Below are 25,976 nucleotides of genomic sequence, written 5' to 3' on the forward strand. Positions count from 1 at the left end.
AACCAGGTGGGGTGAGGGAGCCGGTCAGTTGAAGCGGTCGGGGTCGACCAGCACCCAGACCGCCTCGGCGGTCCCGACCACGCGGCCGTCGGCGCCGCGCACCGTGGTCGCGGTGGCGACCTTGCGGCCGTCCTGGCCGCGCGCCTCGCCCACGACCACGTGCTCCTCGCCGACGACCGGCCGGCCGGCGAGCCGGGCGGTGATCGAGCCCAGGACCATCGGCCGCTCGTCAACGCCGGCCGCCCAGGCGCCGGCGCAGTCCAGCGCCGCCCAGGTCACCGGCACCGTGGCGAGGCCGTCCTCGCCGACCGAGTCGTGCGGGGTCCAGGTCGCGGCGACGCGTCCCTCGCCGACCGGGCCGGGGAAGATCCGCAGCCCGTCGCCGGGCTCGCGACCGGTCCCGCAGGTGAAGCAGGTCGGGAACGGGTGGCTCCCGAGCCCGGCGTACGCCGCCTCCGCGGCGCGCGCCTCGTCGGCGCCCACCGCCGCGACCGGGAACGGCTCGGTGTCCGCCGCCCGCGCCTGGAGCACCACCGCGCCGTCGTCGGTGGCGACCCACCAGCCGTCCTGCTCGCCCACCTCCATCGCCACGTCGAGCGGCGGGGGCCGGCGCAGCCGCACGGTCACGGCGGGGCCGCCGGCGGCAGCCGCACGGTGGGCGGCGAGGTGGGCGGCGAGGTGGGCGGCGAGCAGGCCCGCGGACCAGCCGCCGTTGCCGGACCGGGCCGGCCCGCGGAACCGGGCGGGGACGACGAGGGAGGTCACGACCGGATCCTCTCCCACCGCGCCAGCGCCTCGCGCCGCTCCTCGGCGTGGTCGACGACCGGGTGCGGGTAGCCGACCCGGTCCCGGTCGTCCGGCGACGGGTCGTGGGGGTCGGCGACGTCGGCCAGCTCGGGGACCCAGCGGCGGACGTACCCGCCGTCGGGGTCGAACTTCCGGCCCTGCGTCGTGGGGTTGAAGACCCGGAAGAACGGCGACGGGTCGGTGCCGGAGCCGGCGACCCACTGCCAGCCGTGGTTGTTGGAGGCCAGGTCGCCGTCGACCAGCCAGTGCAGGAAGTGCCGGGCGCCGTGCTGCCACTCCACGTGCAGGTCCTTGACCAGGAAGCTGGCGGTGATCATCCGGACCCGGTTGTGCATCCACCCCACCGACCGCAGCTGGCGCATCCCGGCGTCCACGACCGGAAAGCCGGTGCGGCCCTCCTGCCAGGCCGCGAACAACTCGCCCGGCTCGTCGTAGGCGAGCCCGGCGTACTGCGTCTTGTAGTACTCCCGGGCGGTGCGCGGCTGGTGCCACAGCACGTCGGCGTAGAACTCACGCCACGCCAGCTCGGTGCGGTACGCCGCGGCGCCGCGGCCGCGGGCGCGCGCCAGGTCGGCGAGCAGCTGCCGCGGGTGCACCTCGCCGTACTTCAGGTGCACCGACAGCCGCGAGGTGCCGTCGGTGCCGGGCAGGTCGCGCGCCTCGGCGTAGTCCTGGAGGCCGCGCTCGAGGAACTCTCGCCACCGGGCCAGGGTGGCGTCCTCGCCGGCCGCGGGGAGCTCGATCCCCTCGGGGAGCGGCGTCTTCGGGAGCGCGGTGCTCGCAGCGGCTCCCGGGTCCAGGGCGAGCCACGCGTCGTGCCGCGGCGCCGGCTGCGGGTCGGCCGGCTGGTGCTGCTCCCAGACCCGGAAGAAGGGGGTGAACACCCGGTAGTGGTCGCCCGAGCCGCTGGTCAGCGTGCCCGGTGCCACGGCGTACGGCGATCCGGTGCGCACCAGCTCGGCGCCCACACCGGCCAGCGCCTGCTCGACCTCGGCGTCGCGGCGTCGTCCGTAGGGCCCGAAGTCGGCGGCCACGTGCACCTGGTCGGCACCGACCGCCCGGGCCGCGCGGACCACCTCGCGCGCCGGCTCCCCGCGGACCACCGCGAGCCCGGGCGCCCCGGCGGCGCGGAGCCCGGCGTCCAGGGAGCGGAGGGAGGCGGCGAGGTAGGCGCGGCGGCTCGGACCGGCCGGTCCCCACAGGCGCGGGTCGATCACGAACAGCGGGAGGACCTCGCCGTCGGCGCACGCTTCGAGCAGTGCGGGGTTGTCCCGGAGCCGCAGGTCGCGCCGGAACCACATCAGGGAGGCCACCTCGCCCACGATGCCAGCCGGTTGGTGGATGAGGCAGGATGAGGAGCGTGAGCGACCTGATCGACACGACCGAGATGTACCTCCGGACCATCTACGAGCTGGTCGAGGAAGGCATCGTCCCGCTGCGTGCCCGGATCGCCGAGCGGCTCCACCAGAGCGGGCCGACGGTGTCCCAGACGGTGGCCCGGATGGAGCGCGACGGCCTGCTCACCGTGGAGGGCGACCGCCACCTCGAGCTGACCGAGGAGGGCCGGCGGCTGGCCGTCCGGGTGATGCGCAAGCACCGGCTGGCCGAGCGGCTGCTGATCGACGTGATCGGCCTGGAGTGGGAGCTCGTCCACGAGGAGGCGTGCCGCTGGGAGCACGTGATGTCCGAGACCGTCGAGCGGCGGCTGCTGGAGCTCCTCGACCACCCCACCGAGTCGCCGTACGGCAACCCGATCCCGGGGCTCGACGAGCTCGGCCAGGTCGTGCTGGCCGAGGACTTCATGACCGACGTCGAGCCGCTGTCGAAGGCCGCCGGCTCGCTCGAGGGGCGGGTCCTGGTGCGGCGGATCTCCGAGGAGATGCAGAAGGACGAACTGCTGATGAGCGCGATGCGCCGCGTCGGCGCGCTGCCGGACAAGACCGTGACCGTGGTCGCCACGCCCGCCGGGGTGCTGGTCGGCTCGGGCGGCGAGACCGCCGAGATCGTGCCCGAGGCGGCCGACCACATCTTCGTCAAGCGGGTCTGATTCGGCAGGTCGGCCGGCGACCTGAGCACTTTCGCGGAAGTCGGCGAACTGGTCTCGTCCACTTCCTCCGAGACGTGCCCTCGAGGTTCCGGTCGCGTTCTCCGGGGCATACCGACGGCAGTGATCTCGGAGCACGGAAGGACTACTCCCATGGACCAGCACCTGCACACCCGGTGGGCCCCCCAGCACGACCGCGTCGACCCTGCCGACGCCCTCGCGGCGCCCGCGTCCGCGACGACCCAGCCGCTCGAGGTCGAGGACGTCGTCGACCTGCTGGCCGAGCTGCGCCTGCTCCGCCGCCTCCGGGCCGCTTGAGCCCCGGTCGATCCCGGCCCCGACTCGACGGGCCTCACCCCATCGAGTTCGCCAGCTGTGCCATCAGCCAGCCGAGCAGCAGGCACGCCACGGTGACACCGATCAGCACCACCACGAACCTCGTGGGGTGGGTTCGTGCCGACCACTTCTCCTTCATGGGACTCCCGATTCTTGTGACGGGTGCGAAACGAGGAGAGCCCCTACCGAAGTAGAGGCTCGTGGAGCTCAGCCGACGCGGATCCTCTGAGCGCGTCATCGGGCCTCTTCACAGTAGAGCGCGCCGACTCCTTCTGCGTTCGGACATCCCACGAAGTTTTCTCGCTGTGGTGCGCGGTCAGCCGCGGCTCGTGGCGAGCCCGGTGAGGAACTCGCTGCACCCCACCTCCAGGCGGTACGTCGCCAGCTCGTCGCCGCGGGTCGGGCCGCGGTTGGCGATCACCACGGTCGTCCCGGCCTTCGCGGCCCGGCGCACGAACCGGAGGCCGCTCATCACCGTGAGGCTGGAGCCGACCACCACCAGCACGCCGCCGCTGGTGCCGAGCGCGTCGACGGCGGCGTAGCAGCGCTCGACCCGCGGGGCCGGCACGTTCTCGCCGAAGAAGACGACGTCGGGCTTGAGCGCCCCGCCGCAGTCCGCGCAGCCCGGCACCACGAACGCGTCGGTGTCGTCGAGGTCGACGTCGCCGTCGGGGCGCACCTCGGCCGCGGCGTGCCGCTCCGCGAAGCCGGGGTTCAGGGCGGCGAGCCGCTCCTGCAGCGCGGTGCGGGCCGACGTACGCCGGCAGCCGAGGCAGACCACCTCGGCGATCCGCCCGTGCAGCGCCACGACCCGCCGGCTGCCCGCGCGCTCGTGCAGCCCGTCGACGTTCTGGGTGATCAGCAGCTCGGGGTCGAGGGCCGCGAGCGCGAGGTGCCCGGGGTTGGGGTCGGCGCGCCGCATCCGGGCCCAGCCCAGGTGGCTGCGCGCCCAGTACCGCTGCTGGGCCGCCGGGCCGGAGACGAACTCCTGGTAGGTCATCGGCGCCCGCGCGGGGGCGCCCGGGCCGCGGTAGTCGGGGATGCCGGAGTCGGTCGAGAGGCCCGCGCCGGTGAGCACGACGAGCGGCCGGTCCCGCAGCAGGTCGACGACCTCCGCGACCCGGCCCGTGGCGTCGGCGGCCAGGGTCAACGGGCGTACCGCAGCGCCGCGCGGGCGCGGGCCTTGTCCGCCTCGACCTCGCGGTTCTTCGGCGGCGCCGTCGTCACCCACTCGTCGAGCAGGTGCTCGGTGAGGTGCGCGATCTCGGCGACGGCCCGGTCGAACGCCGCCTGGTTGGCCTGCGACGGCTTCGTGGTGCCGCTGACCTTCCGGACGTACTGCAGCGCGGCCGCGGTGACCTCGTCGCGCGTGGCCGGCGGCTCGAAGTTGCTGAGCGGGCGGATGTTGCGGCACATGCACCCAGCGTACGACGGGGCGGGCGCTGCGGTCAGGGGTCGATTCAGAGGTCGAAGAAGGACACCTCGTCGCCGGTGACCAGCACGACCCGGCCGTCCCCGAGCGGGACCGTGCGCACCTCGTCCACGTCGGTGCCGTGCTCCACCTCGACCATCCGGTTGCGCATCCGGCCCTCGCCCAGGGTGATCACCGAGACGTAGCCGGTGCGCCCCGTCGAGCCCTCGGCCACGACGGTGAGCACGGTCCGGACCTCGGGCAGCCAGGTCAGCCGGCGCGGGTCGAGCCCGGCGAGGGCCTCGGTGCCGCCGCCGTAGGAGAGGACGTCGATCCGGCGCGGGTCGGCGAGGTCGGTGACGTCGAAGAGGCCCACCTGGGCGCCCCAGGCGCGACCGCCGGCGGTCGGCCCCTGCCCGACGCCGACCAGGCGCCGCCCGCCGAGCGGGTGGAGGTACTCGGAGAACCCGGGGATCTTCAGCTCGCCCAGCAGGGTCGGGTCGTCGGGGTCGGTGAGGTCCACGGCGTACAGCGGGTCGACCTGGCGGAAGGTCACGACGATCGCCAGCCCGTCGAACCAGCGCACCGACTCGATCTGCTCGTCCACCCCGAGGCTGTCCACGCGCCCCACCTCGACCAGGGACGAGCCGTCCTGCTCGAGGGTGAGCACCGCGTTGAAGTTCCCGGTGCGCTGCGTCGGGCCCACCGCGAGCCGGAGCACGCCGTCGTGCTCGTCCACCGCCCAGCGGTCGGCGACGTGGCCGTCCACGCGTCCGCTGGCGAGGTACGTCGTGCCGGTGCCGTCGAGGGACAGGTCGTGCACCGTGGTGGTCCCGTCGAGCTCGTCGCGCTTCTCCGGGCCGGGGCGGAAGGGGGCGACCGTGTCGCCGGGGCAGCACGTGTCCCACTCCGACCAGGCCGCCTGGTGGGAGGCGGCGAGGTAGAGGTGGTCGGTGGAGAAGTACGCGACGTCCGCGGCGGCCGAGAGCCCCTGCACGCTGCGGTCGCGCTGGTCGCCGGCCTCGAACCCGACGACGGCGAGGGTGTCCAGGCCGGCGTCCTCGTCGGGGAGCGCGACCGCGTCGCAGTCGAGCAGCGGCTCGGCGGTGCCGTCCGTGCCGTCCTCGTCGTCGGTCACCAGCGGCAGCCAGTCCTCGATCGTGGTCTCCCGGACGATCCGGCGGTTGTCCTCGAGCGCCTCGCGGTCGTCGCGGAAGCCCGGCTGGACGAAGTCGAGGTCCGGGAGCCCGGCGGCCACGACCACGCGCACGGTGGACCCGTGCAGGCGCGCCCCGAGCAGGTGGCCGTCGTACTCGGTCGTGGCGGTGAGCCGGGGCGCCGCCGGGTCCGAGACGTCGACGGTGTGCACCCGCGTGGTGCCCTCGGCGTACGCCTCGTCGTAGACCTCGGCCTCGGTGTCGTCGACCACGACCGTCACCGTGTCGCCCGCCAGCAGCAGCTCGCCGCCCGCGGACCCGGCGACCGGCACCGAGCCGAGCGCTGCCAGCGGCTCCCCGTCCGCGGCCCCCGCAGCCACGTCGTAGGTGCGCAGCACCCCCTCGTCGAGCCGGACCAGCAGCTCGCCGTCGGTCTTCACGACGTCCGGCTCGTCGACGCCGGCCTCCTGGACGTTGGTGCCGCTCTCGCCGCTGGTGGCCCGCTGGGTGGCCGGCGCGGGGGCCGCGGCGCCGGCGCGGGCGGAGAACGCCCCGTCGCCCGCGAGCGGCGCCGCCTCCTCGGGGCCGTCGAGCATCACCACGTCGTTCTCCAGCACCGGGTGGAGGCTGGTCCAGCCCCATGGGCCCACCCTCGCCTCGGCGCGCTCGACGTACGACGAGAGCAGGTCGGCGCAGGAGTCGGCGTACGACACCGGCGCGCCGGGTGCCGCGGCCGGCACCGGGCCGGGACCGGCCGCCAGGGTGCTGGCGTCGTCCGGCCGGTCGCGCGCACCGGCGGGGTCGCGGTCGGCGACGAGGGTGCCGGCGAGGAAGGCGCCCGCGAGGGCGCCGGTGAGACCGAGGGCGAGGACGGGGCGGGCCATGAGGGGTCGGACGCGGCCGGGGCGGCCGGGGTTCCCTGGTTCCGGCTGGCACCATGGCCGCCATGGCTGCTGACCCCGACCTCGACCTGGTGCTCTTCGGCGCCACCGGCTTCACCGGCGCGCTGACCGCCGAGTACCTCGCCCGGCACGCGCCCGACGGGCTGCGGTGGGCGCTGGCCGGCCGCAACCGCGACAAGCTCGAGGCCGTGCGTGCCCGGCTGGTCGTGATCGCCCCGCACCTCGGCGAGCTCGAGCTCCTGCACGCCGACGTCACCGACCCCGCCTCGCTCGCCGACGTCGCCGCCCGTGCCAAGGTCGTCATCACGACCGTCGGGCCCTACCTCACCCACGGCGAGCCGCTGGTCGCCGCGTGCGCCGAGGCCGGCACCGACTACGTCGACCTGACCGGCGAGCCGGAGTTCATCGACCGGATGTACGTCGCGCACCACGCGACCGCCGTGCGCACCGGCGCCCGGATCGTGCACGCGTGCGGCTTCGACTCGATCCCGCACGACCTGGGCGCGATGTACACCGTCCAGCAGCTCGCCGCCGAGGGCCCGGTGACCGTGCGCGGCGTCGTGCGCGCGGCGGGCACCGTCTCCGGCGGCACCTTCCACTCCGCGATGACCCAGTTCTCCCGGGCGCGGCAGCTGCGGGAGGCCGCCCAGGCGCGCCGCCGGATCGAGCCGCGTCCCGAGGGCCGGTCCTCCCGCGCGGTGGCGGGCAAGCCGCACCGCGACCCGGTGCTCGGCTACTGGCTGCTCCCGCTCCCGACCGTCGACCCCGCGGTGGTGGCGCGCAGCGGCGCCGCGCTGGCGTCGTACGGCCCGGAGTTCCGGTACTCCCACTACGCCGGCGCCAAGACCCTGCGGTACGCCGCGGGCGGCGCGGTCGGCGTCGGCGCCCTCGGGGTCGCCGCCCAGGTCGCCCCGCTGCGCAACCTGCTGCTGAGCAAGGTGCCGCAGGGGGAGGGCCCCGACGAGCGCCGGCGCGAGAAGGCCTGGTTCACCGTCGACTTCGTCGCCGAGGGCGACGGGCGCACCCTGCACACGCGGGTCTCCGGCGGCGACCCCGGGTACGGCGAGACCGCGAAGATGCTGGCCGAGTCGGCGCTGTGCCTGGCGTTCGACGACAACCCGCCCACCGCCGGCTCGGTCACCACCGCCCAGGCGATGGGGGAGCACCTGCTGGCCCGGCTGCAGTCCGCCGGCATGCGGTTCGAGGTCGTCGCCTGACGGACCCCGGGCATAGCGAAGCCCGCTGGAGTCTCGGGTCACCAGCGGGCTTCGAGGTAGAAGTTAGGGCCGGATGGCCGGCGGTGTCCGCGGATCGGCCGAACCGGTCCGAGCGGTCCAGACCGGCCGGGTCCTCAGACCAGCTCGTGCGGGAGCCCCGTGACGTGGAGGACGCGCTGCGCGATCGTGCCCGGGCGTACCTGCAGGGTGATCTTCTCGCTGCCGTCGGCCATCGCCCGGAGGAAGACGTTCAGCGCCATGCTCGGCAGGTAGGTGACGTCGGAGAGGTCCACGGCGGTGGGGGTGCGGAGCTCGGCGAGCGTGGCCCGCAGCGAGTCGATGCTCAGCTCGTCGATGGAGCCGAAGAGGGACATCCGGTCCGGGTCGGTCAGGTGGAGCGCGCGGAACGGTTCCTCGGTCATGCGTCGGAATCTAGCCGCGCGCACCGACGTCGCGGTACGCCCTTTGGGGTGTCGAAGCGCGACAGGGAGGGTCGCGCCTAGGTGCACGGGAGCCTGTTTCGCCGCCCCCGTGGCGCGAAGACTCGGCTCTGCCCCGTCGCTGCTCACCGAGGAACCGCCATGGACGTCCCCGTCTCGATCTGGATCGTCACCGTGGGCTGTGCTGCAGCCTTCGTGGTCCTCGACTTCTACAGCCACGTGCGCTCACCGCACGAACCGACCCTGCGCGAGTCGGGGACCTGGTCCGCGTTCTACATCGGCCTCGCGCTGATCTTCGGCGTCTACGTCGGGCTCCACTACGGCTGGACCTTCGGCGGGGAGTACTTCGCCGGCTACGCGACGGAGAAGGCGCTCTCGGTCGACAACCTGTTCGTCTTCTTGATGCTCATGACCCAGTTCGGCGTGCCCCGGGCGCTCCAGCAGAAGGCGTTGCTGTTCGGCATCGCCATCGCTCTCGCCGTCCGCACGGTCATGATCCTCATCGGCGTCGCGGTCATCAACGCCTTCTCGTGGGTCTTCTACCCCCTCGGCGCCCTGCTCCTCCTGCTCGCGGTGCGCCAGCTGCGACCTCGCGACCGGGAGAGCCACACGAACAGTCGGGGGATCCGGCTGCTGCGCAGGGTGGTCCCGGTCACCGACGAGTACGACGGGGATCGCCTGAGCGTGCGTCGCGACGGCCGACGCATGGCGACGCCCTTGCTCGTCGTGGTCTTCGCGCTGGGGCTGACGGACATCGTGTTCGCCCTGGACTCGATCCCGGCCGTGTTCGGGCTGACCACCGAGGGCTATCTGGTCTTCGCCGCCAACGCCTTCTCGCTGCTCGGTCTCCGCCAGCTGTACTTCCTGATCGGGCACCTCCTGGAGCGACTGGTCTACCTCGGCGTCGGACTCTCCGCGATCCTGGCCTTCATCGGCCTGCGGCTGATCAATCACGCGCTGCACGCCAACGAGGTGTCCTTCATCAACGGCGGACACGGGGTGCACCTCGTCCCCGAGGTGCCAATCTGGGCGTCGCTGTCCTTCATCGCAGTGACGCTGACGATCGTCACCGTGGCGAGCCTGTCGAGGACCTCGGGGACGGACCCGGATCGCGACGGAGGCGCCGGGCTGCGGACGAGAGACGAATCGGCGACGGCCGACAGGTCCACCCGCTGACGATCCCCGGGCCGGGGACGCCGCCGAGGCCCCGTGCCGACCTGCGTGCCCGAGGTCGCACCCGGTGCAGGAGCCGGGCGAGGTGGTGCCCCAGGCAGGAGTCGAACCTGCGACCTTTCGCTTAGGAGGCGGCTGCTCTATCCGCTGAGCTACTGGGGCGAGCCGGGAACGGCGCCGCACATCCTGTCACGGCCGTCCAGCCGGGTTTTGCCCTACTCGCCGGTCGCGGCGAGAATCGAGGGAGCGCGCAGGTCCTCCCTGCGCCGATCCCCTGTCCACCTGGAGCATCCCCGCATGGCCGACGTCGAGCCGCCCGTCCCGGAGCAGCCCTCGGACGCCCGCGGACGGCGTACGGCGAAGCGCCGCGGGCGGGCCCGCAAGCGGCACACGGTCGCCAAGGTGCTGCTCGCGACGGCGCTCTCGCTGGCGATGGTCACCGGGCTCGGCACCATCTGGCTCTACCGCGACCTCAACTCCAACCTCACCGTGCTCGACGTCGTCGGCCAGCTCGACAACCGACCCGACAAGCCGAGCGACGACGAGCCGGGCGAGCCGCTCAACATCCTGGTGATGGGCTCCGACGACCGCGACGGTGCGGGCAACAACATCGACGGCCTGACCGGGGACGGCGAGCGCTCGGACACGACGATCCTGTTCCACCTCTCCGGCGACCGGGAGTTCGCGTACGGCGTGAGCATCCCGCGCGACTCGCTGGTCACCCGGCCGGAGTGCGAGGCCGAGGACGGCTCCACCATCCCGGGCGCGGCGAACGCCATGTGGAACGAGGCGTTCGCGCTCGGCGGCCCGGCCTGCACGATCCAGCAGTTCGAGCAGCTCACCGACGTCCGCATCGACCACTACGTCGTCGTCGACTTCGCCGGCTTCCAGACCATGGTGGACGCGATCGACGGCGTACCCGTCTGCATCCCCGAGGACATCGAGGACCCCGCCCACGGCATCCGCATCCCCGCGGGGTCGCGGGAGATCGAGGGCAAGGAGGCGCTGAACTACGTCCGCGCCCGGTACACCCTCGGCGACGGCTCGGACATCGGCCGGGTCAAGCGCCAGCAGGCGTTCATCGCCGCGATGGCCAACAAGGTCGTCTCCGGCGGCGTGCTCGCCCGTCCCGACCGGCTGGTCGGGTTCCTCCAGGCCGCCACCGAGGCCCTCACGGTCGACCCCGGGCTCAGCAACGTCCTCCAGCTCAGCAAGGTCGGGCTCGGCTTCAACGGCATCGGGCTCAACCAGATCCGGTTCATCACCGTGCCGTGGGCCTACGACCAGCGCGAGGAGTTCCGCGGCCGCGTCGTGTGGACGCCCGCCGCCGAGACCGTCTGGCAGCGGGTCCGCGACGACGAGGTCATCTCCCGCCGGCTCGACAGCACGGCGATCAACGCCGGCAACGTGCCCGGTTCCCCCGGCTCGGGCTCCGACGACGGGTCCGACGGCGGCTCGGACGGCCCGAGCGGGGGCAGCAGCGACGGTCCGGACTCGGGCTCCGGGGGCACCGACGACGCGCGCTCCGAGGAGGACAAGGCCGCGCTCGAGGCCGCGGGGCTGTGCACATGACCGGCTCCAGCTCGCCCGAGACCGAGCCCGAGCACGTCCGGCGCCGCCGGCTCGCGGAGATCTTCGGCGACACCCTCCCCGACACCACCCGCGACGAGCGCGACGAGGGCTCGCCCCGCGAGCGCGACGACCCCACCGACGCCTGGCTGCGGGCGCAGGTGCCGCCCCACCACGGGGGCTGAGGGCGGAGAGGATTCACCGGTCGACCGGTGAATCGTCCTCTTGACCGACGGAGTTTCGTCGGTCAAGGGGACGGTACGTCGGTCAGGTTGCGACCGACCGGGCGACAGCTCGGCGACGGGTCAGCGCAGCGAGCCGGGGTCACCCGAGCCGGGGCCACCTGAGCCGGGGCGCGTGCCCTGCTGGGCGGCGAGCAGGTCGCGGATCTCCTCGAGCACCGCGACGTCCGCGGGGGTGCCGGGGTCCTCGCTGGGGAAGAACTTGTCCTTGGCGACGGTGTAGGGCTTGACGATCAGGAAGTAGACGATCGCCGAGAGGATCAGGAACGAGACCAGCGCGGTGATCCAGGCGCCGACGGAGACGCCGCCGGGCTTGTAGTTGGAGAAGTTCGGCGTGCCCCCAATCTTGCCGACGAGGTCCATGATGAGGTCGACGGTGGCCGTGACCACGGCGGCGAACGCGGTGGCCATGATGAACGCCACCGCCACCTCGACGAGATTGCCGCGCAGGATGAAGTTCTTGAAGCCGCTCATGCGGTGCCTCCAGGTCGGGGAAGAAGTCAGAACTCCCGGAGGCTAGCGGGCGAAGGAGTACGTCAAGTAGAGCCGAATGGCAGCGTCCGCGATGCCCGGTACGTCGGCCGGCCGGGCGCCGACCACGACCAGCCGGCCGCTGAGCCCGTCGGTGCCGGGGCCGGTCGCCGCGTCGGGCAGCGCCAGCACCGGCACGCCGGAGGCGACCAGCGCGGGCTTGCCGCCCTGGGGGTCGGCGGCCACCAGGTCGACCACGTCGCCGGCGCGCAGCAGCCCGGCCATCGCGGCGTCGGGCAGGCGCACCGGCAGCGCCACCAGGTCGGGGCGCCCCGCCGTGAGCGCCGGGCCCACCAGGCGTACGTCGGTCACCGGCTCACCGCGGCGCAGCGGTGCGGCCAGCACGCCCCCGACCGGCTCGGCCACGAGGTCCGCCGGGACGCTGCCCGGCGCGAACGCGGACGTCGTGAGGTCACCGGCGCCGATGACGGAGCCGGCCGGGAGGTCGCGTGCCGCGACGGTCACCGACCGGGTCGCCGGGGGAGGGGCGGTCGCCGCCTGCAGGCCGGCGGCCACGGCGACCGCGGTCAGCACGGCGGCGAGCAGCCGCCGCCGGGCCAGCACGGCGCGGCGTACGGCGCGCAGCACGCGCTGGGGACGGGAGCGGTGGACCGGGTCGTCGGCGAGCATCCCCCGACGCTAGGAGGGATCGACGCGCGGTGTGCGCGTCCTCCACAGGGGAGCGGTCAGTCGGACGAGGAGGACGAGGACGACGAGGACGAAGTCGTGCTCGCGGCCGCGGCGGGCTTGCTCTCGGTCTTCGTCGCGCCGCCCTTGTCACCCGAGCCCGAGCCCGACGCCGAGGACGCCGAGTCGGACGACGCGACGGTCGAGGACGACGCGGCGCGGCTGTCGGTGCGGTAGAAGCCCGAGCCCTTGAACACCACGCCGACCGCGTTGTAGACCTTGCGGAGCCGGCCGGTGCACTGCGGGCACTCGGTGAGGGCGTCGTCGGAGAAGCTCTGGACCTGCTCGAAGGCGTGGCCGCACTCGGTGCAGGCGTACTGGTACGTGGGCATGGGGTCTCCGGATCGTGCGGATGATCGTGAGGTGATCGCGCGGCTGGCACTCGACATGTGCGAGTGCCAAGCATAAGGCACAGGCACAATGGCCGAGCCATGACCAGCGCCCCGCAGGACCCCCCGCCCCTCTCGCCCCGCCGCTGGTGGGCGGCCTTCCGGGCGTGGCCCCGCGGCGTCCGCCTCACGTCGTACGTCGCCCTCGGGCTGGCGCTGGTCCTGGTCGTGGTCGCGGTGGTCGTCGTCGGGCTGGTACGCCGGCCGCTGCCGCAGACCGAGGGCGAGGCGACGCTGCCCGGCCTGGACGGCGAGGTCACCGTGGTGCGCGACGAGCACGGCGTGCCCCAGCTCTACGGCGACTCGATGGAGGACCTGGTCCGCGCGCAGGGCTACGTGCACGCGCAGGAGCGGTTCTTCGAGATGGACGTGCGCCGGCACGCGACCGCGGGCCGGCTGGCCGAGCTGTTCGGCGAGGACGCGGTCGAGAGCGACTCCTACGTGCGCACCATGGGCTGGCGCCGCGTCGCCGAGCGCGAGCTCGCGCTGGTCAGCCCCACCACTCGCGGCCTGCTGCAGGCCTACGCGGCCGGGGTGAACAGCTACCTCGACGAGCACTCCCCGTCGGAGATCGCCGTCGAGTACACCGTGCTGAACGCGGGCGGGCTCGGCTACGCCCCCGCCGACTGGACCCCGGTCGACTCGCTCGCGTGGCTCAAGGCGATGGCCTGGGACCTGCGCGGCAACATGCAGGACGAGATCGACCGGGTGCTGGCGCAGGCGGCCGTGGGGGTCGAGCGGGCCCGCGAGCTGCACCCGGCGTACCCCGTCGACGAGCACGCGCCGATCGTCGGCCAGGGCGCGGTCGTGGACGGCGTCTTCGACCAGGACGCCACCGCCAACACCACCCGCAACCCGCTGCGCCCGGCGTTCACCGCCGACCAGCGCGCGGTGCTCGGCGAGGTGGGCGCGGGCCTGGGCCGGCTGCCCGCGCTGCTCGGCCGCGGCGAGGGCGTCGGCAGCAACAGCTGGGTGGTGGACGGCGAGCACTCCGCGACCGGCGCCCCGCTGCTCGCCAACGACCCGCACCTCGGCGTCGGCATGCCGGGGGTGTGGATGCAGATGGGCCTGCACTGCCGGGACGCGGGCCCGGACTGCCCGATGGACGTCGCGGGCTTCACCTTCTCCGGCGTGCCGGGCGTCGTGATCGGCCACAACGCCGAGATCGCCTGGGGGTTCACCAACCTCGGCCCGGACGTCACCGACCTCTACCTCGAGCGGGTGCGCGGCGACGAGTGGCGCTACGACGGCCGGTGGCAGCCGCTGAGGGTCCGCACCGAGACCATCGAGGTCGCGGACGGCGAGGACGTGACGATCCGGGTCCGCTCGACCCGGCACGGCCCGATCCTCTCCGACGTCTCCGACGAGCTCGCCGACGTCGGGGAGAAGTCGCGCCCCGGGCGCGGCCTGGCCGTCTCGCTGGCCTGGACGGCGCTCGACCCCGCCCCGACCGCCGACGCGATCCTCGACCTCAACCTCGCCACCGACTGGGACTCCTTCCGCGCCGCGCTGTCGTCGTTCTCGGTGCCGTCCCAGAACGTCGTGTACGCCGACCGCGAGGGCCACATCGGCTACCAGGCGCCGGGCCGGATCCCGATCCGCAAGTCCGGCAACGACGGGACGGTGCCCTCGGCGGGCTGGCGGCCGGAGAACGACTGGACGGGGGAGTTCGTCCCGTACGACGGGCTGCCGCACGTGCTCGACCCGGAGGAGGGGTTCGTGGTCACCGCCAACCAGGCGGTCATCGGCCCCGACTACCCCTACCGGCTCACCGAGGACTGGGACCACGGCTGGCGCGCGCAGCGGATCCGCGAGCGCCTCGAGGACGCCGGACCGCTGACGGTCGCGGACATGCAGGACCTCCAGCTCGACGCGGACCACCCCCTCGCGGCCGCGCTCACGCCGTACCTGCTCGACGTGGAGCTGCCCGAGGGCTACTGGTCCGGCGGCCAGGAGCTGCTCCGCGACTGGGACCTCCAGCAGACCGCGGGCAGCGGCGCGGCGGCGTACTACAACGTCGTGTGGCGCAACCTGCTCGCCCTCACCTTCCACGACGAGCTGCCCGAGGAGCTGTGGCCGAACGGCGGCTCGCGCTGGTACGCCGTGGTCGCGCGGCTGCTCGAGGAGCCCACCGACCCGTGGTGGGACGACGTGACCACCGAGACCACGGTGGAGACCCGCAGCGACGTGCTCGAGCAGGCGATGCGCGACGCCCGCGACGAGCTGACCCGGCGGCAGGCCCGGGACCCGCGGGGCTGGGACTGGGGCCACCTGCACCGACTCGACCTGCGCTCCTCGACCCTCGGGGAGTCCGGGATCGGCCCGGTCGAGTGGCTCGTGAACCGCGGCGGCTGGGAGGTCGGCGGCGGCAGCGGCACCGTCGACGCCACCGGCTGGGACGCCGCGGAGGGGTACGCCGTGACCACCGCCCCCTCGATGCGGATGGTCGTCTCGCTCGGCGACCTGGACGCGTCCCGGTGGATCAACCTCACCGGCGTCTCCGGCCACCCCGCCAGCGACCACTACACCGACCAGACCGACCTGTGGGCCCGCGGCGACTCGCTCGCCTGGCCGTTCACGCAGCCGGCGGTCGAGGACGCCGCCCAGCACGTGCTGACCCTGGTGCCAGGGGCCGACCCCGACGCCGGCGGTGGTTGAGCGTCGGGCCTACGCCGGTGGTTGAGCGTGTCGAAACCCCCGCAGCGGACGAGCAGCGGTGGTCGCCGTCGTGCGTCGGCTCACCGGGTTTCGACACGCTCACCCGCTAGCGCGGCTTCGCTGCTCAACCTCCGGGGGTGAACCGCCGGACCCCGACGGCGGTGGTTGAGCAGCGAGGAGCGCCAGCGACGAGCGTGTCGAAACCCCCGCAGTGGACGAGCAGCGGTGGTTGCCGTCGTGCGTCGGCTCGCTGGGTTTCGACACGCTCACCCGCTAGCGCGGCTTCGCTGCTCAACCTCCGAGGGTGAACCGCCGGACCCCGACGGCGGTGGTTGAGCAGCGAGGAGCGCCAGCGACGAGCGTGTCGAAACCCCCGCAGCGGACGAGCAGCGGTGGTCGCCGTCGTACGTCGGCTCACTGGGTTTCGACACGCTCACCCGCTAGCGCGGCTTCGCTGCTCAACCTCCGGGGGTGAACCGCCGGACCCCGACGGCGGTGGTTGAGCAGCGAGGAGCGCCAGCGACGAGCGTGTCGAAACCCCCGCAGCGGACGAGCAGCGGTGGTCGCCGTCGTACGTCGGCTCGCTGGGTTTCGACACGCCCACCCGCTAGCGCGGCTTCGCTGCTCAACCTCCGGGGGTGAACCGCCGGATCCCCGCCGGGCTGGCGGCGGCGGTGACCGGGCGGTCGTGCGGCTCGACCGGCACCTCGAGCCCGACCTCCTCGTCGTGCAGCAGCACGCAGGTGAAGGTGCCGACCGGCACCCGGGCGAGCGCCCGGTCGTAGGAGCCGCCGCCGCGGCCGAGTCGGAGCCCGGTGGGGGAGACGGCGAGGCCGGGGACCAGGACGGCGTCCGCGGTGGCGACGGCGTCCACGCCGAGCCGGTCGACGGGCTCGAGCAGGCCGCGGCGCGCCGGCGCGAGGGACCGGTCGCCGCGGTAGGTGCCCCAGTCGAGGTCGCCGTCGGGCAGCAGCACCGGCAGCAGCACCCGCTTCCCCTCGTCCAGGAGCGCGCGCAGCAGCACCCCCGTCCCCGGCTCCGTGCCGATCGAGACGTACGCCGCCACGGTGGCCGCCCGGCGTACCTCCGGCGCGGTGAGCAGGTGCGTGGCGATCGCGCGACCCACCTCGCCGACCTCGAGCAGCGGTCGCCGACCGCGCGCGGTGAGCAGCTGGTCGCGCATCGCGAGCTTCGCCGCGTGCCGTCCGGGGGCGTTCACCTGCTGGTCACCTCGCCGTCGGTTGCCGGTCCGCCACCCCGCGAGCCTACGATCGGCACCATGGGTAGCCCAGGCCTGAAGAAGGCGCGCGACAAGATGGTCGCTGCCGGGGTGGACGAGGTCGCGATCGACACCTTCGCGCACTACTACCGGCTCCTCGAGCACGGCGAGACCGGCATGATCCCGGAGTCCACGATCGACCCGGTCGACATGGAGGCGCTCGCCGACGTCGAGGTCCCCGAGGACGTCGCCCGCGAGGCGCTGCAGGGCACCGCGGTGATCAAGCTGAACGGCGGCCTGGGCACCTCGATGGGCATGCATCGCGCGAAGTCGCTGCTGTGCGTGCGGCGCGGGCTGTCCTTCCTCGACATCATCGCCCGCCAGGTGCTGCACCTGCGCGAGCAGCACGGCGCCACCCTGCCGCTGATCTTCATGAACTCCTTCCGCACCTCCGCCGACACGATGGCGGCGCTGGCGCGGTACGAGACGCTGCCGGTCGAGGGGCTGCCGCTGGAGTTCCTCCAGAACAAGGAGCCCAAGCTCCTCGCCCACGACCTCTCCCCGGTGAGCTGGCCCAAGGACCCCGACCTCGAGTGGTGTCCCCCCGGCCACGGCGACCTCTACACCGCGCTGCGCGGCACCGGCCTGCTCGAGCGGCTGATCGAGGCCGGCTACGACCGGGTCTTCGTCTCCAACTCCGACAACCTCGGCGGGGTGCCGGACCCGAGGATCGCGGGCTGGTTCGCCGCGAGCGGCGCGCCGTTCGCGATCGAGGCGACCCGCCGTACGCCGTCGGACCGCAAGGGCGGGCACTTCGCCCGCCGCAAGGGCGACGGCCGGCTGGTGCTGCGCGAGACCGCGCAGACCCTGGACGCCGACCGCGAGGCGCTCGCGGACCTCGACCGGCACCGGTTCACCTCCACCAACAACCTGTGGTTCGACCTGCGGGCGATGCGCGACGCCCTCGACCAGCGCGAGGGGATCCTCGGCCTGCCGCTGATCCGCAACGTCAAGACCGTCGACCCCGGCGACCCGAGCACCCCCGAGGTGATCCAGGTCGAGACCGCCATGGGCGCCGCGATCGAGGTCTTCGAGGGCTCCCGGCTGATCGAGGTCGGGCGCGAGCGGTTCGTCCCGGTGAAGACGACCAACGACCTGCTGGTGCTGCGCTCGGACGTCTACGACATCGGCGGCGACTTCGTGCTCGACCCGACCACCACCGCGCTCCCGTTCGTCGACCTCGACTCCGACCACTACAAGCTGGTCAGCGAGTTCGACAAGCGGTTCCCCGAGGGGGCGCCGTCGCTGCGCAAGGCCGACGCGCTGCGGGTCTCGGGCGACTGGACCTTCGGCCGCGGCGTGGAGGTCGTCGGCGAGGTGTCGCTGGACGCGACCTCCGCGCAGCGGGTCGCCCCCGGCACCGTGCTGAAGCCCGATGACTGACCACCTCGACTCCGTCGAGGAGCACCTCGACCGGGTGCTGCGCGACCTCGAGCCGCTGCCGGTCTTCCCGCAGCCGCTGATGGACACCCTCGGCCTCGCGTGCGCCGAGGACGTCGTCGCGACCGTCGCGCTGCCCGCCTTCGACAACTCCGCGATGGACGGGTACGCCGTGGCGAGCGCCGACGTCGCCACCGCCACCGAGGAGTCGCCGGTGCACCTGCCGGTGGTCGGCGAGATCGGCGCCGGCAACGCGCAGGTGCTGGCGCTCGCGCCCGGCACCGCCGTCAAGATCATGACCGGCGCCCCCGTGCCGACCGGTGCGGACGCGGTCGTCCCCTACGAGTGGACCGACCGCGGTGTCGCCCAGGTGACGGTCTCCCGCGCGCCGGCGGCCGGCCAGCACGTCCGCCCCGCCGGCGAGGACGTCGGCGTCGGCGACCTGGTCATCGAGCGCGGGGCGGTCCTCGGCCCGCGCCAGGTCGGCCTGCTCGCCTCCATCGGTCGCGCGACGGTGCGCTCGCGGCCGCGGCCCCGCGTGGTGATCCTGTCCACCGGCACGGAGCTGCGCGAGCCCGGCGTACCCCTCGGCCACGACTCGATCTACGACGGCAACTCCTTCCTCCTGGCCGCCGCGGCCCGGCAGGCCGGCGCGATCGCCTACCGGGTCGGGATCGTGCCCGACGAGCCGCAGGCGTTCCTGGACGCGCTCGAGGACCAGCTGGTGCGCGCCGACGTGGTGGTCACCTCCGGCGGCGTCTCGCAGGGCGACTTCGACGTGGTCAAGGCCGCGCTCGCGCCGCGGGGCGTGTGGTTCGGGCCGGTGGCGATGCAGCCCGGCAAGCCGCAGGGCTTCGGGTTCGTCGGTGAGGACAACACCCCGGTCTTCACGCTGCCGGGCAACCCGGTCTCCTCCTACGTCTCCTTCCAGCTGTTCGTGCTGCCCGCGCTGCGCAAGCTGATGGGCCTCACGCCGTGGTCACGCCCCGGCGTACCGGCCCGGCTGACGCACGCGGTGACCTCGCCCCCGGGGCGCCGGCAGTACCTCCGCGCCGAGTACGTCGTGGAGGGCGGCGCCGCGTCCGTCTCGCCGGTCGGCGGCGCCGGGTCGCACCTGATCGGCGACCTCGCGAACGCGAACGCCCTCGTCGTCGTCCCGGAGGACGTCACCTCGCTGGAGCCCGGGGCGCAGGTCTCCGTGCTGCCGCTCGACCTCGACTTCTGACCCCGCCCCGATGAGGAGCACGCCGTGTCCGACCACCTGACCCACGTCGACGAGTCGGGCGCGGCCCGGATGGTCGACGTCTCCGCCAAGGACGTCACGGCCCGCAGCGCCACCGCCTCCGGGCGGGTGCTGGTCTCGGCGCGGGTCGTCGAGCTGCTGCGCGGCGACGGGGTGCCCAAGGGCGACGCGCTCGGCGTGGCCCGGGTCGCCGGGATCATGGCCGCCAAGCAGACGCCGGCGCTGGTGCCGCTGTGCCACCCGCTCGCGATCTCCGGCGTCACCGTCGACCTGGTTCTCGCCGACTCTCCGGACCCGGCGGTCGAGATCACCGCGACCGTGCGGACCACCGACCGCACCGGCGTGGAGATGGAGGCGCTCACCGCCGTCTCGGTCGCCGCGCTGACCGTCGTCGACATGGTCAAGGCGGTCGACAAGGCCGCGGTGATCACCGACGTCCGGGTGGAGTCGAAGGCCGGCGGCCGGTCCGGCGACTGGACCCGCACGTGAGCCTGCGGGCGGCCGTCGTGGTGGCCTCGAACCGCGCGGCTGCCGGGGTGTACGCCGACGAGACCGGGCCGCTGATCGCCGACTTCCTCCGGGGCCTCGACTTCGCGGTCGCCGACCCAGTGGTGGTGCCGGACGGCGACCCGGTGGCCGCGGCGATCCGCGCCGAGGTCGACGGCGGCGCCCGGGTGGTCCTCACCACCGGCGGCACCGGCCTGACCCCGACCGACCGCACCCCCGAGGTGACCCGGCCGCTGCTGGACCGCGAGGTGCCCGGCATCGCCGAGGCGATCCGGGCGTACGGCGTCGCGCAGGGGGTGCCGACCGCGGTGCTCTCGCGCGGCCTCGCGGGCGTCGCCGGCGCGTGCCTGGTGGTCAACCTGCCGGGCTCGCGGGGCGGGGTGCGGGACGCGCTCGAGGTGCTGGGCCCGATCCTCGTGCACGCGGTCGAGCAGGTCGTCGGGAGCGACCACTGAACGCCGCGCGCCCGGGTCGCGCGTGGCCGGTGCGGCTGACCTCGGGCGAGGTGACGGTCCGGCCGCTCCGGTTGCGCGACCAGGCCGCCTGGCGCGAGGTCCGGCAGCGGAACGCCGCGTGGCTGGTGCCGTGGGACGCGACCGTCCCGCCGGGCAGCGAGGCGCGACCGACCACGTTCACCACCCTGGTCCGGCGGATGCGTCGACAGGCGCGCCAGGGCACGACGTACCCCTTCGCGGTGGAGGTCGACGGCCGCTTCGCCGGGCAGGTGACGGTCACCAACATCGCCCGCGGGTCCGCGCAGTTCGGGTCTGTGGGCTACTGGCTCGACCGCGAGCACGCCGGCCGCGGCGTCATCCCGCGTGCGGTCGCGCTGGTCGTCGACCACTGCTTCACGAACGCCGGGCTGCACCGGGTCGAGATCGCGATCCGGCCGGAGAACTCCAACTCGCTGCGGGTCGTGGAGAAGCTCGGGATCCACGAGATCGGGTACGCCCCGCGCTACCTGCACATCGACGGCGCGTGGCGCGACCACCGGCTCTACGCCCTCACCAAGGAGGAGTGCCCGCGCGGGCTGCTGGCCCGCCTGGAGGAGGGTCCGGACACCTGAGTCACAGGAGACCCAGAAGTCTTTCTGCGACACACCTGTAGACATGCGCCCCACCGTCGGGTGGCGAACCTAACCTCGGGTCCGTGGACATGAGCGCGTTGATCTTCGTCGCCCTGGCAGTGGCGTGGGCGTTCTACCTGGTCCCGAAGGCTCTCAAGCACCACGACGACGTGGTGCGCAGCCGCTCGGTCGACCGCTTCTCGCACACGATGCGGGTCCTGGCCCGGCGCGAGCCCGTCGACCGGCGCAGCGCCCGGCTCGTGGTCACCCCGGGGCGGCCCGCGTCGTCCGCCGTGGTGGTCACCAAGCCGTCCGCAGCCGTCCCCACCGACCCGTCGCCGGCCGAGCGCCGCGTCCGCCGCGCTGCCGCGGCCCGCGCCGCCCAGCGTCGCCGCCGGGTGCTCGGCGTGCTGCTGCTCGCCACCGCGGTCGTCGTCGTCCTGGCGGCCACCGGCGTGCACTCCTGGTGGTACGCCGCGATCCCCGCGGGCCTGCTCGTCGCCTGGCTGGCCGCGTGCCGCCTGATGGTGCGTCGCGAGCACGCCGTCCTGGCCCCGCGCGCGTCCGCGCCGGTCGTCCCCGACGCCACGCCCGCCGCCGCTGCGCCCGCGCCCGCCGCTGCGGTCGCGGACGAGGTCGTCGGCGAGGCCACCGAGGACATCGCGGTCGTCCGCGACGACGCCGAGGTCGCGATCGTCTCCACGGCCGGCATCGACCCGACGCTGTGGGACCCGGTGCCCGTCACCCTCCCGACGTACGTCTCGAAGCCGGCGGCCACGCGCCGGACCGTGCGCACCATCGCCCTCGACGACACCGGCGTGTGGACCTCCGGGCACACCGAGGCCGACAGCCGGCTCGCCCGGAAGGCCGAGGAGAGCGACCGCGCCGAGCGCGCCGACCGCGCCACCCGGGCCGAGAACGACGGGCGCGCCGTCGGCTCCTGAGGCGATTCGGCCCGGCCCCGAGCCGGGTGCTAATCTTTCGGCTCGCGTCCCGAGGACGCACACCTGGGGCTGTGGCGCAGTTGGTAGCGCGTCTCGTTCGCAATGAGAAGGCCAGGGGTTCGAATCCCCTCAGCTCCACCAGGTAGCAAAGATCGCCTCCCACCTGCAGCGATGCAGGAGGGAGGCGATTCGCCGTTCGGCCCACGACCTCGTGGGCGCGGGCCCAGGCAGACGAAACGCCCCGCCCTCCAGAGGAGAGCGGGGCGTTCCTGGTCCGGCCCAGGAATCGGGGGGCGTCCTGGTGCCTGACCTGTCGCCATCCTAGGACGTCCAGGGCGTTCCAGGGGAGGGGCCCTCGCTCCTTGACCGAACCTTCATGGGCCGTGTGGTCCCCGTGGCGGTCGGGTCAGGGGATGACGCGGGCGCTGCGGTACTGCTCGGCGTAGGCGAAGAACGTCGCCCGGGTGTCGCGCGTCGCGGAGAAGCCGGCGGTGCGGCTCTTGTTCATGTCCGTCACGACCTCCATGTCGCGGCCGAGGTCGGCGTCGGTGTGCCACCACGAGGCGACCCGTGCCAGGTCCGGCTCGACCAGCCCGTGCCGGTGGGCCAGGTCGCGCCAGACCGGCTCCATGCCGCTCATCGCGGTCTCCAGGGGGCGCGGGGCGTCGGCGTACCCCTCCCACTCCAGGCCGAACCAGGCGGCGATCTGCGGCCACAGCCAGCGCCAGCGGAACACGTCGCCGTTGGCGGTGTTGAAGGCCTCGTTCCGACCGGCGGGGGTCCGCGCGGCCCACAGCATCTGCTCGGCGAGCAGGTCGGCGTCGGTCACGTCGGTCAGCGAGTTCCACTGGGTCTCGGACCCGGGGAAGACGAAGGGGAGGCCCTGGTCCTGGCAGATCGAGGCGTAGGCGCAGAGGGTGGCCACCATGTTCATCGCGTTGCCGGTGGCGAAGCCGAAGACGGTGTGCGAGCGGTGCACGCTCCAGGTGAAGCCGTCGCGGGCGGCGGCGGCGAAGAGCTCGTCCTCCTGCGCGTAGTAGAAGTTCGGGTACGGCAGCCGCTCCTCGTCCTCGTGGAAGGGCGTGTCGGGCATGTCGCCCTGGCCGTAGGCCTCGAAGGGGCCGAGGTAGTGCTTGAGCCCGGTCATCAGGGCGACGTGCTCGACGCTGCCGGCCGGTGACAGGGCGGCCAGGAGGTCGCGGACGGCGCCCCCGTTGACCCGGATGTTCTCGGCCTCGGTGTCCATCCGCGTCCAGGCCGTGAACGCGACGAGCTGGGGGGCGACGTCGGCCAGCGCCGTGGCCAGGCCGGCGGGGTCCGCGAGGTCGGCGCGCACGGTGTGCACGTCGGGCTGGGGTGTGCCGCTGCGGGACAGGCCGTAGGTCTCCCAGCCTTCCTCGACCAGGCGTCGCGCGACGGCCTGCCCCACGATGCCCGTCACGCCCACGACCAGGGCTCGGCGGGGAGGGGTGGTCGATGACTCGGACATGGCTGTCCTCTCGGGTGGCTGCGGTGTCCTCGAGGGACGTCGTCGGGCGACGTCCCGACACCTTCGAGCCTACGAGGGGGTGCGCGGGCGAGACCTGCGCAACAACCCCGAGCCTACGAGGGGGTGCGCGGGCGAGACCTGCGCCACGGTCTCCGTCAGGGGCGGACGCGGCCCTCCAGCTGCGCAAGCACGTCGTTGGCGACGTCGACCAGGCGTCGCCTGCTCGACCGGGCGCGAGAGCGGAGGAGGTCGAAGGCTTCCGAGGTCGAGATGTGATCGGCCTGGGCGAGGGCTCCCTTGGCCTGCTCGATCACGACGCGGCTGTTCAGGGCGCCCTGGAGCTGCTCGGTGAGGATCTCGGCATGCGCGAGGTTGCGTTCCTGCAGGATCGCGATCGTGGCGATGTCGGCGAGCGCCTGGACGACGCGGATCTCGTCCGGCTCGAACCTGGAGTCCTCGGTGCCGAACAGGTTGAGCGCACCGATGACCTGGGTCCGTAGCCGCATCGGGAAGGCGTGGACCGACTGGAACCCGGCGTGGATGGCGCGGGGGGCGAAGGTGGGCCACCGGTCGGACGCGTGGGCGAGGTCCGCGTTGACGACTGGCTCTCCCGAGGTCAGGCAGTCCCGGCAGGGGCCTTCCTCGTTCTGGATCTGCAGCAGCTCCAGCATCTTTCCCGACTCGTTGCTCGACGCCATGAACCGGACCCGGCCGGGACGGTCGGACAGCACGAGGCCGACCGCGGCGGCGCCGCTCACGGTGGCGGCTCGGTGGGTGAGGGTGTCGAGGAAGTCGAGGAGGTCGAAATCGTCGACGAGGGTGTCGGCCACCTCCACGAAGAACTCGGACAGGTCGATCACGGAGATCATGGCTGGGCCTCGTATTCGTCGAGTGGAGCAGTGATCTTGCTGTTCACCTGATGTCCCGCGATGGCATGAACTGCCCGGCCACGATCTCGCCGGCCAGCTCGGTCAGGTCGTCGCCGTTCGCCCACGCGTGGGCCCTCATGATGGCCAGCGCCTCGGCCAACGTGACGCCGAGCGCGACCATCACCATGCCCTGGGCTTGGTAGACGTACGCGTGGCGTTCCAGGGTTCTTCCGAGATCCGGTTCCCATTGACTATCCCCGCCTGGGAGGGTGCCGTCCAGCAGGATCTCGGTCGCCAGCTCCGCGAAGGCCGTCGCCGTGACGATCCGCTCCTGGTCCAGCGCCCTCTCGCCGGCGTACAGCGTGAGGACGCCGAAGATGGCGGCGCCGACGTGCAGGGGGAACGAGTACACCCCGGTCACGCCGTCAGCCAGCGCTGCCGGGATCCACCCCGGCCACCGCTGGGCATGGGTGCTCTCCAGGTCTGCGGCGAGGACGGGACGGCGTGCGCCGAAGGCATCGCGCGCCGGGCCCTCGCCGACGTTGAACTGGGCCTCGTCGAGCCGTCGTGCTGCCGGCGACGACGCGGCGCAGACCGTGTGGGTCCCGACGCTGGGAATCAGGGAGACCGTCGCCCCGATGAGGTCGAGGTCGTCACGCACCGTCCGGCACAGGCTGTCGAGCGCGCTCACGACCCCCGGTGGGTCCGTCGGGCGACGCCGCGTCAACAGCTCGTCGACGCGGCGGTGCACTGACTCGGGGTCGGTCAACAGGTCCGGCTTCCTGGGCGGCGTCGAGCGATGTGCGCCGGCAGGGTCCTGGACGACGAGATGCATCTTCACCCTAACGGGTTCCAGCGAGAGGTCTAGATGCCTCCACCCCCGGGGTAGACTGAACACGCATCGTCGTCCCGGACCCCTGACGGCACCACCCTTTCGTCTACGGTCCGGAGAACATCGTGCTGACTTCTCAGCTCTCGACAGCGACGAGTCCCTCGTCAGCCCCGTACACCCGGCACCGACCGCGGGGGGCCGGTGTCCCTGACGGTTCGGGCGCGCCATCCGGTTCTCCGCGGTCCGGCGGCTCACGCCTGTCGCCGTCGACGCCCGACCGCCTCGCCCTCTGAGCTCTCGCGCCTCCGAGCCCACCACGATCGTTGATCGGAAAGAGCCCCTGATGCCTCCCGAGTTCCGCATGTCTGTGCTCCCCGACGGACACCCCGTCGCGCGACCCGCCGGCGACCTCGACCTCGCCACCGCCCCGTCGCTCGAGAACCTCCTCGACTGCGCCGCACAGCACTCCGAGTACATCGCCGTCGACATGAGCTCGGTGGCGTTCATGGACTGCAGCGCCCTCAAGGTGCTGCTCCGAGCGCACCACGCGGCTCGGAGCCGAGGCGGCGCGGTCGTGCTGGTGGAGGTGGCGTGCTTCTTCCGCCACCTGCTGGCGCTCACCCAGGTCCAGGGCGAGCTGGCTGTCTATGAGTCCATCGACGACGCACTCGCCGCCTGGCAGCGTCAGGCCGAGTCCGGCGCGCGGCACGATGCCCCAGGCACGCCGCTGAACCGGGACACCCACGTCGGTCCGCGCCGCGACCACCGGGACGAGGCGCGGGCCTGACCACCCAGGACACCGCG

General features: G+C 73.5%; 28 protein-coding genes and 2 tRNA genes. 15 read left to right on the forward strand and 15 right to left on the reverse strand.

The features are described from left to right. Positions 1-24: 24 nt before the first annotated feature. Both H4O22_RS03860 and H4O22_RS03865 read right to left on the reverse strand, forming a co-directional pair. The gene (locus H4O22_RS03860) at positions 25-765 is read right to left on the reverse strand and encodes a hypothetical protein (protein WP_220451281.1); all 741 of its coding nucleotides are present in this window, start codon (positions 763-765) and stop codon (positions 25-27) included. Continuing rightward, positions 762-2,120, reverse strand: a complete 1,359-nt coding sequence (locus tag H4O22_RS03865; RefSeq protein ID WP_244963094.1) for a cryptochrome/photolyase family protein — start codon at positions 2,118-2,120, stop codon at positions 762-764. The genes H4O22_RS03860 and H4O22_RS03865 overlap by 4 nt, the downstream gene beginning before the upstream one ends. A 47-nt stretch (positions 2,121-2,167) precedes the next feature. Here H4O22_RS03865 and H4O22_RS03870 point away from each other — a divergent pair, with 47 nt between their 5' ends. Next, complete coding sequence (locus tag H4O22_RS03870; RefSeq protein ID WP_182525755.1) at positions 2,168-2,854, forward strand: iron-dependent transcriptional repressor DtxR; 687 nt, start codon at positions 2,168-2,170, stop codon at positions 2,852-2,854. A gap of 150 nt (positions 2,855-3,004) precedes the next feature. Next, entirely contained in the window at positions 3,005-3,169 is a 165-nt protein-coding gene (locus tag H4O22_RS03875; protein WP_182525756.1) for a hypothetical protein, read from the forward strand. A 34-nt stretch (positions 3,170-3,203) separates the two neighbouring features. On the opposite strand, the gene H4O22_RS20710 is transcribed toward H4O22_RS03875, so the two are convergent. The 4 genes from H4O22_RS20710 to H4O22_RS03890 all read right to left on the reverse strand — a co-directional run bounded on the left by H4O22_RS20710 (position 3,204) and on the right by H4O22_RS03890 (position 6,639). Then, positions 3,204-3,326 (reverse strand): hypothetical protein, encoded by a 123-nt coding sequence (locus tag H4O22_RS20710; RefSeq protein ID WP_264674366.1) that lies wholly within the window; start codon positions 3,324-3,326, stop codon positions 3,204-3,206. Positions 3,327-3,503: 177 nt separating this feature from the next. Continuing rightward, on the reverse strand, positions 3,504-4,337 hold the full coding sequence (locus tag H4O22_RS03880; protein WP_182525757.1) for a Sir2 family NAD-dependent protein deacetylase: 834 nt from the start codon (positions 4,335-4,337) through the stop codon (positions 3,504-3,506). Next, on the reverse strand, positions 4,334-4,603 hold the full coding sequence (locus H4O22_RS03885; RefSeq protein WP_182525758.1) for a DUF2277 domain-containing protein: 270 nt from the start codon (positions 4,601-4,603) through the stop codon (positions 4,334-4,336). The genes H4O22_RS03880 and H4O22_RS03885 overlap by 4 nt, the downstream gene beginning before the upstream one ends. Positions 4,604-4,647: 44 nt before the next feature. Continuing rightward, the gene (locus H4O22_RS03890; RefSeq protein WP_182525759.1) at positions 4,648-6,639 is read right to left on the reverse strand and encodes a beta-propeller domain-containing protein; all 1,992 of its coding nucleotides are present in this window, start codon (positions 6,637-6,639) and stop codon (positions 4,648-4,650) included. A gap of 62 nt (positions 6,640-6,701) precedes the next feature. On the opposite strand from H4O22_RS03890, the gene H4O22_RS03895 reads away from it, so the two are divergent. Further along, a complete protein-coding gene (locus H4O22_RS03895; RefSeq protein ID WP_182525760.1) occupies positions 6,702-7,874 on the forward strand; it encodes a saccharopine dehydrogenase family protein in 1,173 nt (390 codons plus the stop codon). A 134-nt stretch (positions 7,875-8,008) separates the two neighbouring features. Here the strand turns inward: H4O22_RS03895 and H4O22_RS03900 are convergent, their stop codons facing one another. After that, the gene (locus H4O22_RS03900; protein WP_182525761.1) at positions 8,009-8,296 is read right to left on the reverse strand and encodes an STAS domain-containing protein; all 288 of its coding nucleotides are present in this window, start codon (positions 8,294-8,296) and stop codon (positions 8,009-8,011) included. A 159-nt stretch (positions 8,297-8,455) separates the two neighbouring features. Here H4O22_RS03900 and H4O22_RS03905 point away from each other — a divergent pair, with 159 nt between their 5' ends. Beyond that, the gene (locus H4O22_RS03905; protein ID WP_182525762.1) at positions 8,456-9,490 is read left to right on the forward strand and encodes a TerC/Alx family metal homeostasis membrane protein; all 1,035 of its coding nucleotides are present in this window, start codon (positions 8,456-8,458) and stop codon (positions 9,488-9,490) included. 83 nt (positions 9,491-9,573) lie between these two features. Here the strand turns inward: H4O22_RS03905 and H4O22_RS03910 are convergent. Further along, a tRNA-Arg gene (locus tag H4O22_RS03910) sits at positions 9,574-9,649 on the reverse strand. Positions 9,650-9,784: 135 nt separating this feature from the next. Between H4O22_RS03910 and H4O22_RS03915 the strand changes: the two genes are divergently transcribed. Then, a complete protein-coding gene (locus H4O22_RS03915; protein WP_182525763.1) occupies positions 9,785-11,059 on the forward strand; it encodes an LCP family protein in 1,275 nt (424 codons plus the stop codon). Then, positions 11,056-11,241 (forward strand): hypothetical protein, encoded by a 186-nt coding sequence (locus H4O22_RS03920; RefSeq protein WP_182525764.1) that lies wholly within the window; start codon positions 11,056-11,058, stop codon positions 11,239-11,241. Before H4O22_RS03915 ends, H4O22_RS03920 begins: the two co-directional genes overlap by 4 nt. 120 nt (positions 11,242-11,361) lie before the next feature. On the opposite strand, the gene H4O22_RS03925 is transcribed toward H4O22_RS03920, so the two are convergent. Genes H4O22_RS03925 through H4O22_RS03935 form a run of 3 tightly spaced genes read right to left on the reverse strand, consistent with a single transcriptional unit; the run spans position 11,362 to position 12,848 of the window. Next, positions 11,362-11,772, reverse strand: coding sequence for an MscL family protein (locus H4O22_RS03925; RefSeq protein WP_182525765.1), 411 nt, complete (start codon positions 11,770-11,772; stop codon positions 11,362-11,364). Between the two features lie 42 nt (positions 11,773-11,814). Beyond that, the gene (locus H4O22_RS03930; protein ID WP_182525766.1) at positions 11,815-12,459 is read right to left on the reverse strand and encodes an SAF domain-containing protein; all 645 of its coding nucleotides are present in this window, start codon (positions 12,457-12,459) and stop codon (positions 11,815-11,817) included. Between the two features lie 56 nt (positions 12,460-12,515). Beyond that, positions 12,516-12,848, reverse strand: a complete 333-nt coding sequence (locus tag H4O22_RS03935) for an FmdB family zinc ribbon protein (protein WP_182525767.1) — start codon at positions 12,846-12,848, stop codon at positions 12,516-12,518. A 99-nt stretch (positions 12,849-12,947) separates the two neighbouring features. Here H4O22_RS03935 and H4O22_RS03940 point away from each other — a divergent pair, with 99 nt between their 5' ends. Next, entirely contained in the window at positions 12,948-15,563 is a 2,616-nt protein-coding gene (locus H4O22_RS03940; protein WP_182525768.1) for a penicillin acylase family protein, read from the forward strand. A gap of 625 nt (positions 15,564-16,188) precedes the next feature. Here H4O22_RS03940 and H4O22_RS03945 read toward each other — a convergent pair. Then, positions 16,189-16,782 carry a 5-formyltetrahydrofolate cyclo-ligase gene (locus H4O22_RS03945; protein WP_244963095.1) on the reverse strand — a complete coding sequence of 198 codons (594 nt, stop codon included), beginning with the start codon at positions 16,780-16,782 and terminating at the stop codon, positions 16,189-16,191. 60 nt (positions 16,783-16,842) lie between these two features. On the opposite strand from H4O22_RS03945, the gene H4O22_RS03950 reads away from it, so the two are divergent. From H4O22_RS03950 to H4O22_RS03980, 7 genes are all read left to right on the forward strand, one after another. Next, positions 16,843-18,225 (forward strand): UTP--glucose-1-phosphate uridylyltransferase, encoded by a 1,383-nt coding sequence (locus H4O22_RS03950; protein ID WP_182525769.1) that lies wholly within the window; start codon positions 16,843-16,845, stop codon positions 18,223-18,225. After that, positions 18,218-19,447 (forward strand): molybdotransferase-like divisome protein Glp, encoded by a 1,230-nt coding sequence (glp, locus tag H4O22_RS03955; protein ID WP_182525770.1) that lies wholly within the window; start codon positions 18,218-18,220, stop codon positions 19,445-19,447. Before H4O22_RS03950 ends, glp begins: the two co-directional genes overlap by 8 nt. A gap of 24 nt (positions 19,448-19,471) precedes the next feature. Continuing rightward, the gene (moaC, locus tag H4O22_RS03960) at positions 19,472-19,954 is read left to right on the forward strand and encodes a cyclic pyranopterin monophosphate synthase MoaC (RefSeq protein WP_182525771.1); all 483 of its coding nucleotides are present in this window, start codon (positions 19,472-19,474) and stop codon (positions 19,952-19,954) included. Beyond that, a complete protein-coding gene (locus H4O22_RS03965; RefSeq protein ID WP_182525772.1) occupies positions 19,951-20,427 on the forward strand; it encodes a MogA/MoaB family molybdenum cofactor biosynthesis protein in 477 nt (158 codons plus the stop codon). The genes moaC and H4O22_RS03965 overlap by 4 nt, the downstream gene beginning before the upstream one ends. Before the next feature lie 29 nt (positions 20,428-20,456). Then, positions 20,457-21,038, forward strand: coding sequence for a GNAT family N-acetyltransferase (locus H4O22_RS03970; protein WP_182525773.1), 582 nt, complete (start codon positions 20,457-20,459; stop codon positions 21,036-21,038). Positions 21,039-21,127: 89 nt separating this feature from the next. Beyond that, positions 21,128-21,982 carry a divisome protein SepX/GlpR gene (sepX, locus tag H4O22_RS03975; protein ID WP_182525774.1) on the forward strand — a complete coding sequence of 285 codons (855 nt, stop codon included), beginning with the start codon at positions 21,128-21,130 and terminating at the stop codon, positions 21,980-21,982. Between the two features lie 65 nt (positions 21,983-22,047). Continuing rightward, positions 22,048-22,123 (forward strand) — tRNA-Ala (locus tag H4O22_RS03980). A gap of 265 nt (positions 22,124-22,388) precedes the next feature. Here H4O22_RS03980 and H4O22_RS03985 read toward each other — a convergent pair. The 3 genes from H4O22_RS03985 to H4O22_RS03995 all read right to left on the reverse strand — a co-directional run bounded on the left by H4O22_RS03985 (position 22,389) and on the right by H4O22_RS03995 (position 25,175). Then, on the reverse strand, positions 22,389-23,471 hold the full coding sequence (locus tag H4O22_RS03985; RefSeq protein WP_182525775.1) for an SDR family oxidoreductase: 1,083 nt from the start codon (positions 23,469-23,471) through the stop codon (positions 22,389-22,391). Between the two features lie 155 nt (positions 23,472-23,626). After that, the gene (locus H4O22_RS03990; RefSeq protein ID WP_182525776.1) at positions 23,627-24,340 is read right to left on the reverse strand and encodes a GAF and ANTAR domain-containing protein; all 714 of its coding nucleotides are present in this window, start codon (positions 24,338-24,340) and stop codon (positions 23,627-23,629) included. Positions 24,341-24,383: 43 nt separating this feature from the next. Next, positions 24,384-25,175: a GAF and ANTAR domain-containing protein gene (locus H4O22_RS03995; protein WP_182525777.1), complete on the reverse strand. Its 792-nt coding sequence runs from the start codon at positions 25,173-25,175 to the stop codon at positions 24,384-24,386. Between the two features lie 358 nt (positions 25,176-25,533). Here H4O22_RS03995 and H4O22_RS04000 point away from each other — a divergent pair, with 358 nt between their 5' ends. After that, positions 25,534-25,959 carry an STAS domain-containing protein gene (locus H4O22_RS04000; RefSeq protein ID WP_182525778.1) on the forward strand — a complete coding sequence of 142 codons (426 nt, stop codon included), beginning with the start codon at positions 25,534-25,536 and terminating at the stop codon, positions 25,957-25,959. The last annotated feature ends 17 nt before the right edge of the window (positions 25,960-25,976 follow it).

The organism is Nocardioides dongkuii (genome assembly GCF_014127485.1).
In the GTDB taxonomy this organism is placed as follows: domain Bacteria; phylum Actinomycetota; class Actinomycetes; order Propionibacteriales; family Nocardioidaceae; genus Nocardioides; species Nocardioides dongkuii.

Excerpts from the sequence above, each read along its gene's own strand:
- H4O22_RS03875 (WP_182525756.1), top strand. The coding sequence starts at position 3,005 with ATGGACCAGCACCTGCACACCCGGTGGGCCCCCCAGCACGACCGCGTC.
- H4O22_RS20710 (WP_264674366.1), bottom strand. The coding sequence starts at position 3,326 with ATGAAGGAGAAGTGGTCGGCACGAACCCACCCCACGAGGTTCGTGGTG.
- H4O22_RS03885 (WP_182525758.1), bottom strand. The coding sequence starts at position 4,603 with ATGTGCCGCAACATCCGCCCGCTCAGCAACTTCGAGCCGCCGGCCACG.
- H4O22_RS03890 (WP_182525759.1), bottom strand. The coding sequence starts at position 6,639 with ATGGCCCGCCCCGTCCTCGCCCTCGGTCTCACCGGCGCCCTCGCGGGC.
- H4O22_RS03895 (WP_182525760.1), top strand. The coding sequence starts at position 6,702 with ATGGCTGCTGACCCCGACCTCGACCTGGTGCTCTTCGGCGCCACCGGC.
- H4O22_RS03900 (WP_182525761.1), bottom strand. The coding sequence starts at position 8,296 with ATGACCGAGGAACCGTTCCGCGCGCTCCACCTGACCGACCCGGACCGG.
- H4O22_RS03905 (WP_182525762.1), top strand. The coding sequence starts at position 8,456 with ATGGACGTCCCCGTCTCGATCTGGATCGTCACCGTGGGCTGTGCTGCA.
- H4O22_RS03915 (WP_182525763.1), top strand. The coding sequence starts at position 9,785 with ATGGCCGACGTCGAGCCGCCCGTCCCGGAGCAGCCCTCGGACGCCCGC.
- H4O22_RS03920 (WP_182525764.1), top strand. The coding sequence starts at position 11,056 with ATGACCGGCTCCAGCTCGCCCGAGACCGAGCCCGAGCACGTCCGGCGC.
- H4O22_RS03925 (WP_182525765.1), bottom strand. The coding sequence starts at position 11,772 with ATGAGCGGCTTCAAGAACTTCATCCTGCGCGGCAATCTCGTCGAGGTG.
- H4O22_RS03930 (WP_182525766.1), bottom strand. The coding sequence starts at position 12,459 with ATGCTCGCCGACGACCCGGTCCACCGCTCCCGTCCCCAGCGCGTGCTG.
- H4O22_RS03935 (WP_182525767.1), bottom strand. The coding sequence starts at position 12,848 with ATGCCCACGTACCAGTACGCCTGCACCGAGTGCGGCCACGCCTTCGAG.
- H4O22_RS03940 (WP_182525768.1), top strand. The coding sequence starts at position 12,948 with ATGACCAGCGCCCCGCAGGACCCCCCGCCCCTCTCGCCCCGCCGCTGG.
- H4O22_RS03950 (WP_182525769.1), top strand. The coding sequence starts at position 16,843 with ATGGGTAGCCCAGGCCTGAAGAAGGCGCGCGACAAGATGGTCGCTGCC.
- glp (WP_182525770.1), top strand. The coding sequence starts at position 18,218 with ATGACTGACCACCTCGACTCCGTCGAGGAGCACCTCGACCGGGTGCTG.
- sepX (WP_182525774.1), top strand. The coding sequence starts at position 21,128 with ATGAGCGCGTTGATCTTCGTCGCCCTGGCAGTGGCGTGGGCGTTCTAC.
- H4O22_RS03985 (WP_182525775.1), bottom strand. The coding sequence starts at position 23,471 with ATGTCCGAGTCATCGACCACCCCTCCCCGCCGAGCCCTGGTCGTGGGC.
- H4O22_RS03990 (WP_182525776.1), bottom strand. The coding sequence starts at position 24,340 with ATGATCTCCGTGATCGACCTGTCCGAGTTCTTCGTGGAGGTGGCCGAC.
- H4O22_RS03995 (WP_182525777.1), bottom strand. The coding sequence starts at position 25,175 with ATGCATCTCGTCGTCCAGGACCCTGCCGGCGCACATCGCTCGACGCCG.
- H4O22_RS04000 (WP_182525778.1), top strand. The coding sequence starts at position 25,534 with ATGTCTGTGCTCCCCGACGGACACCCCGTCGCGCGACCCGCCGGCGAC.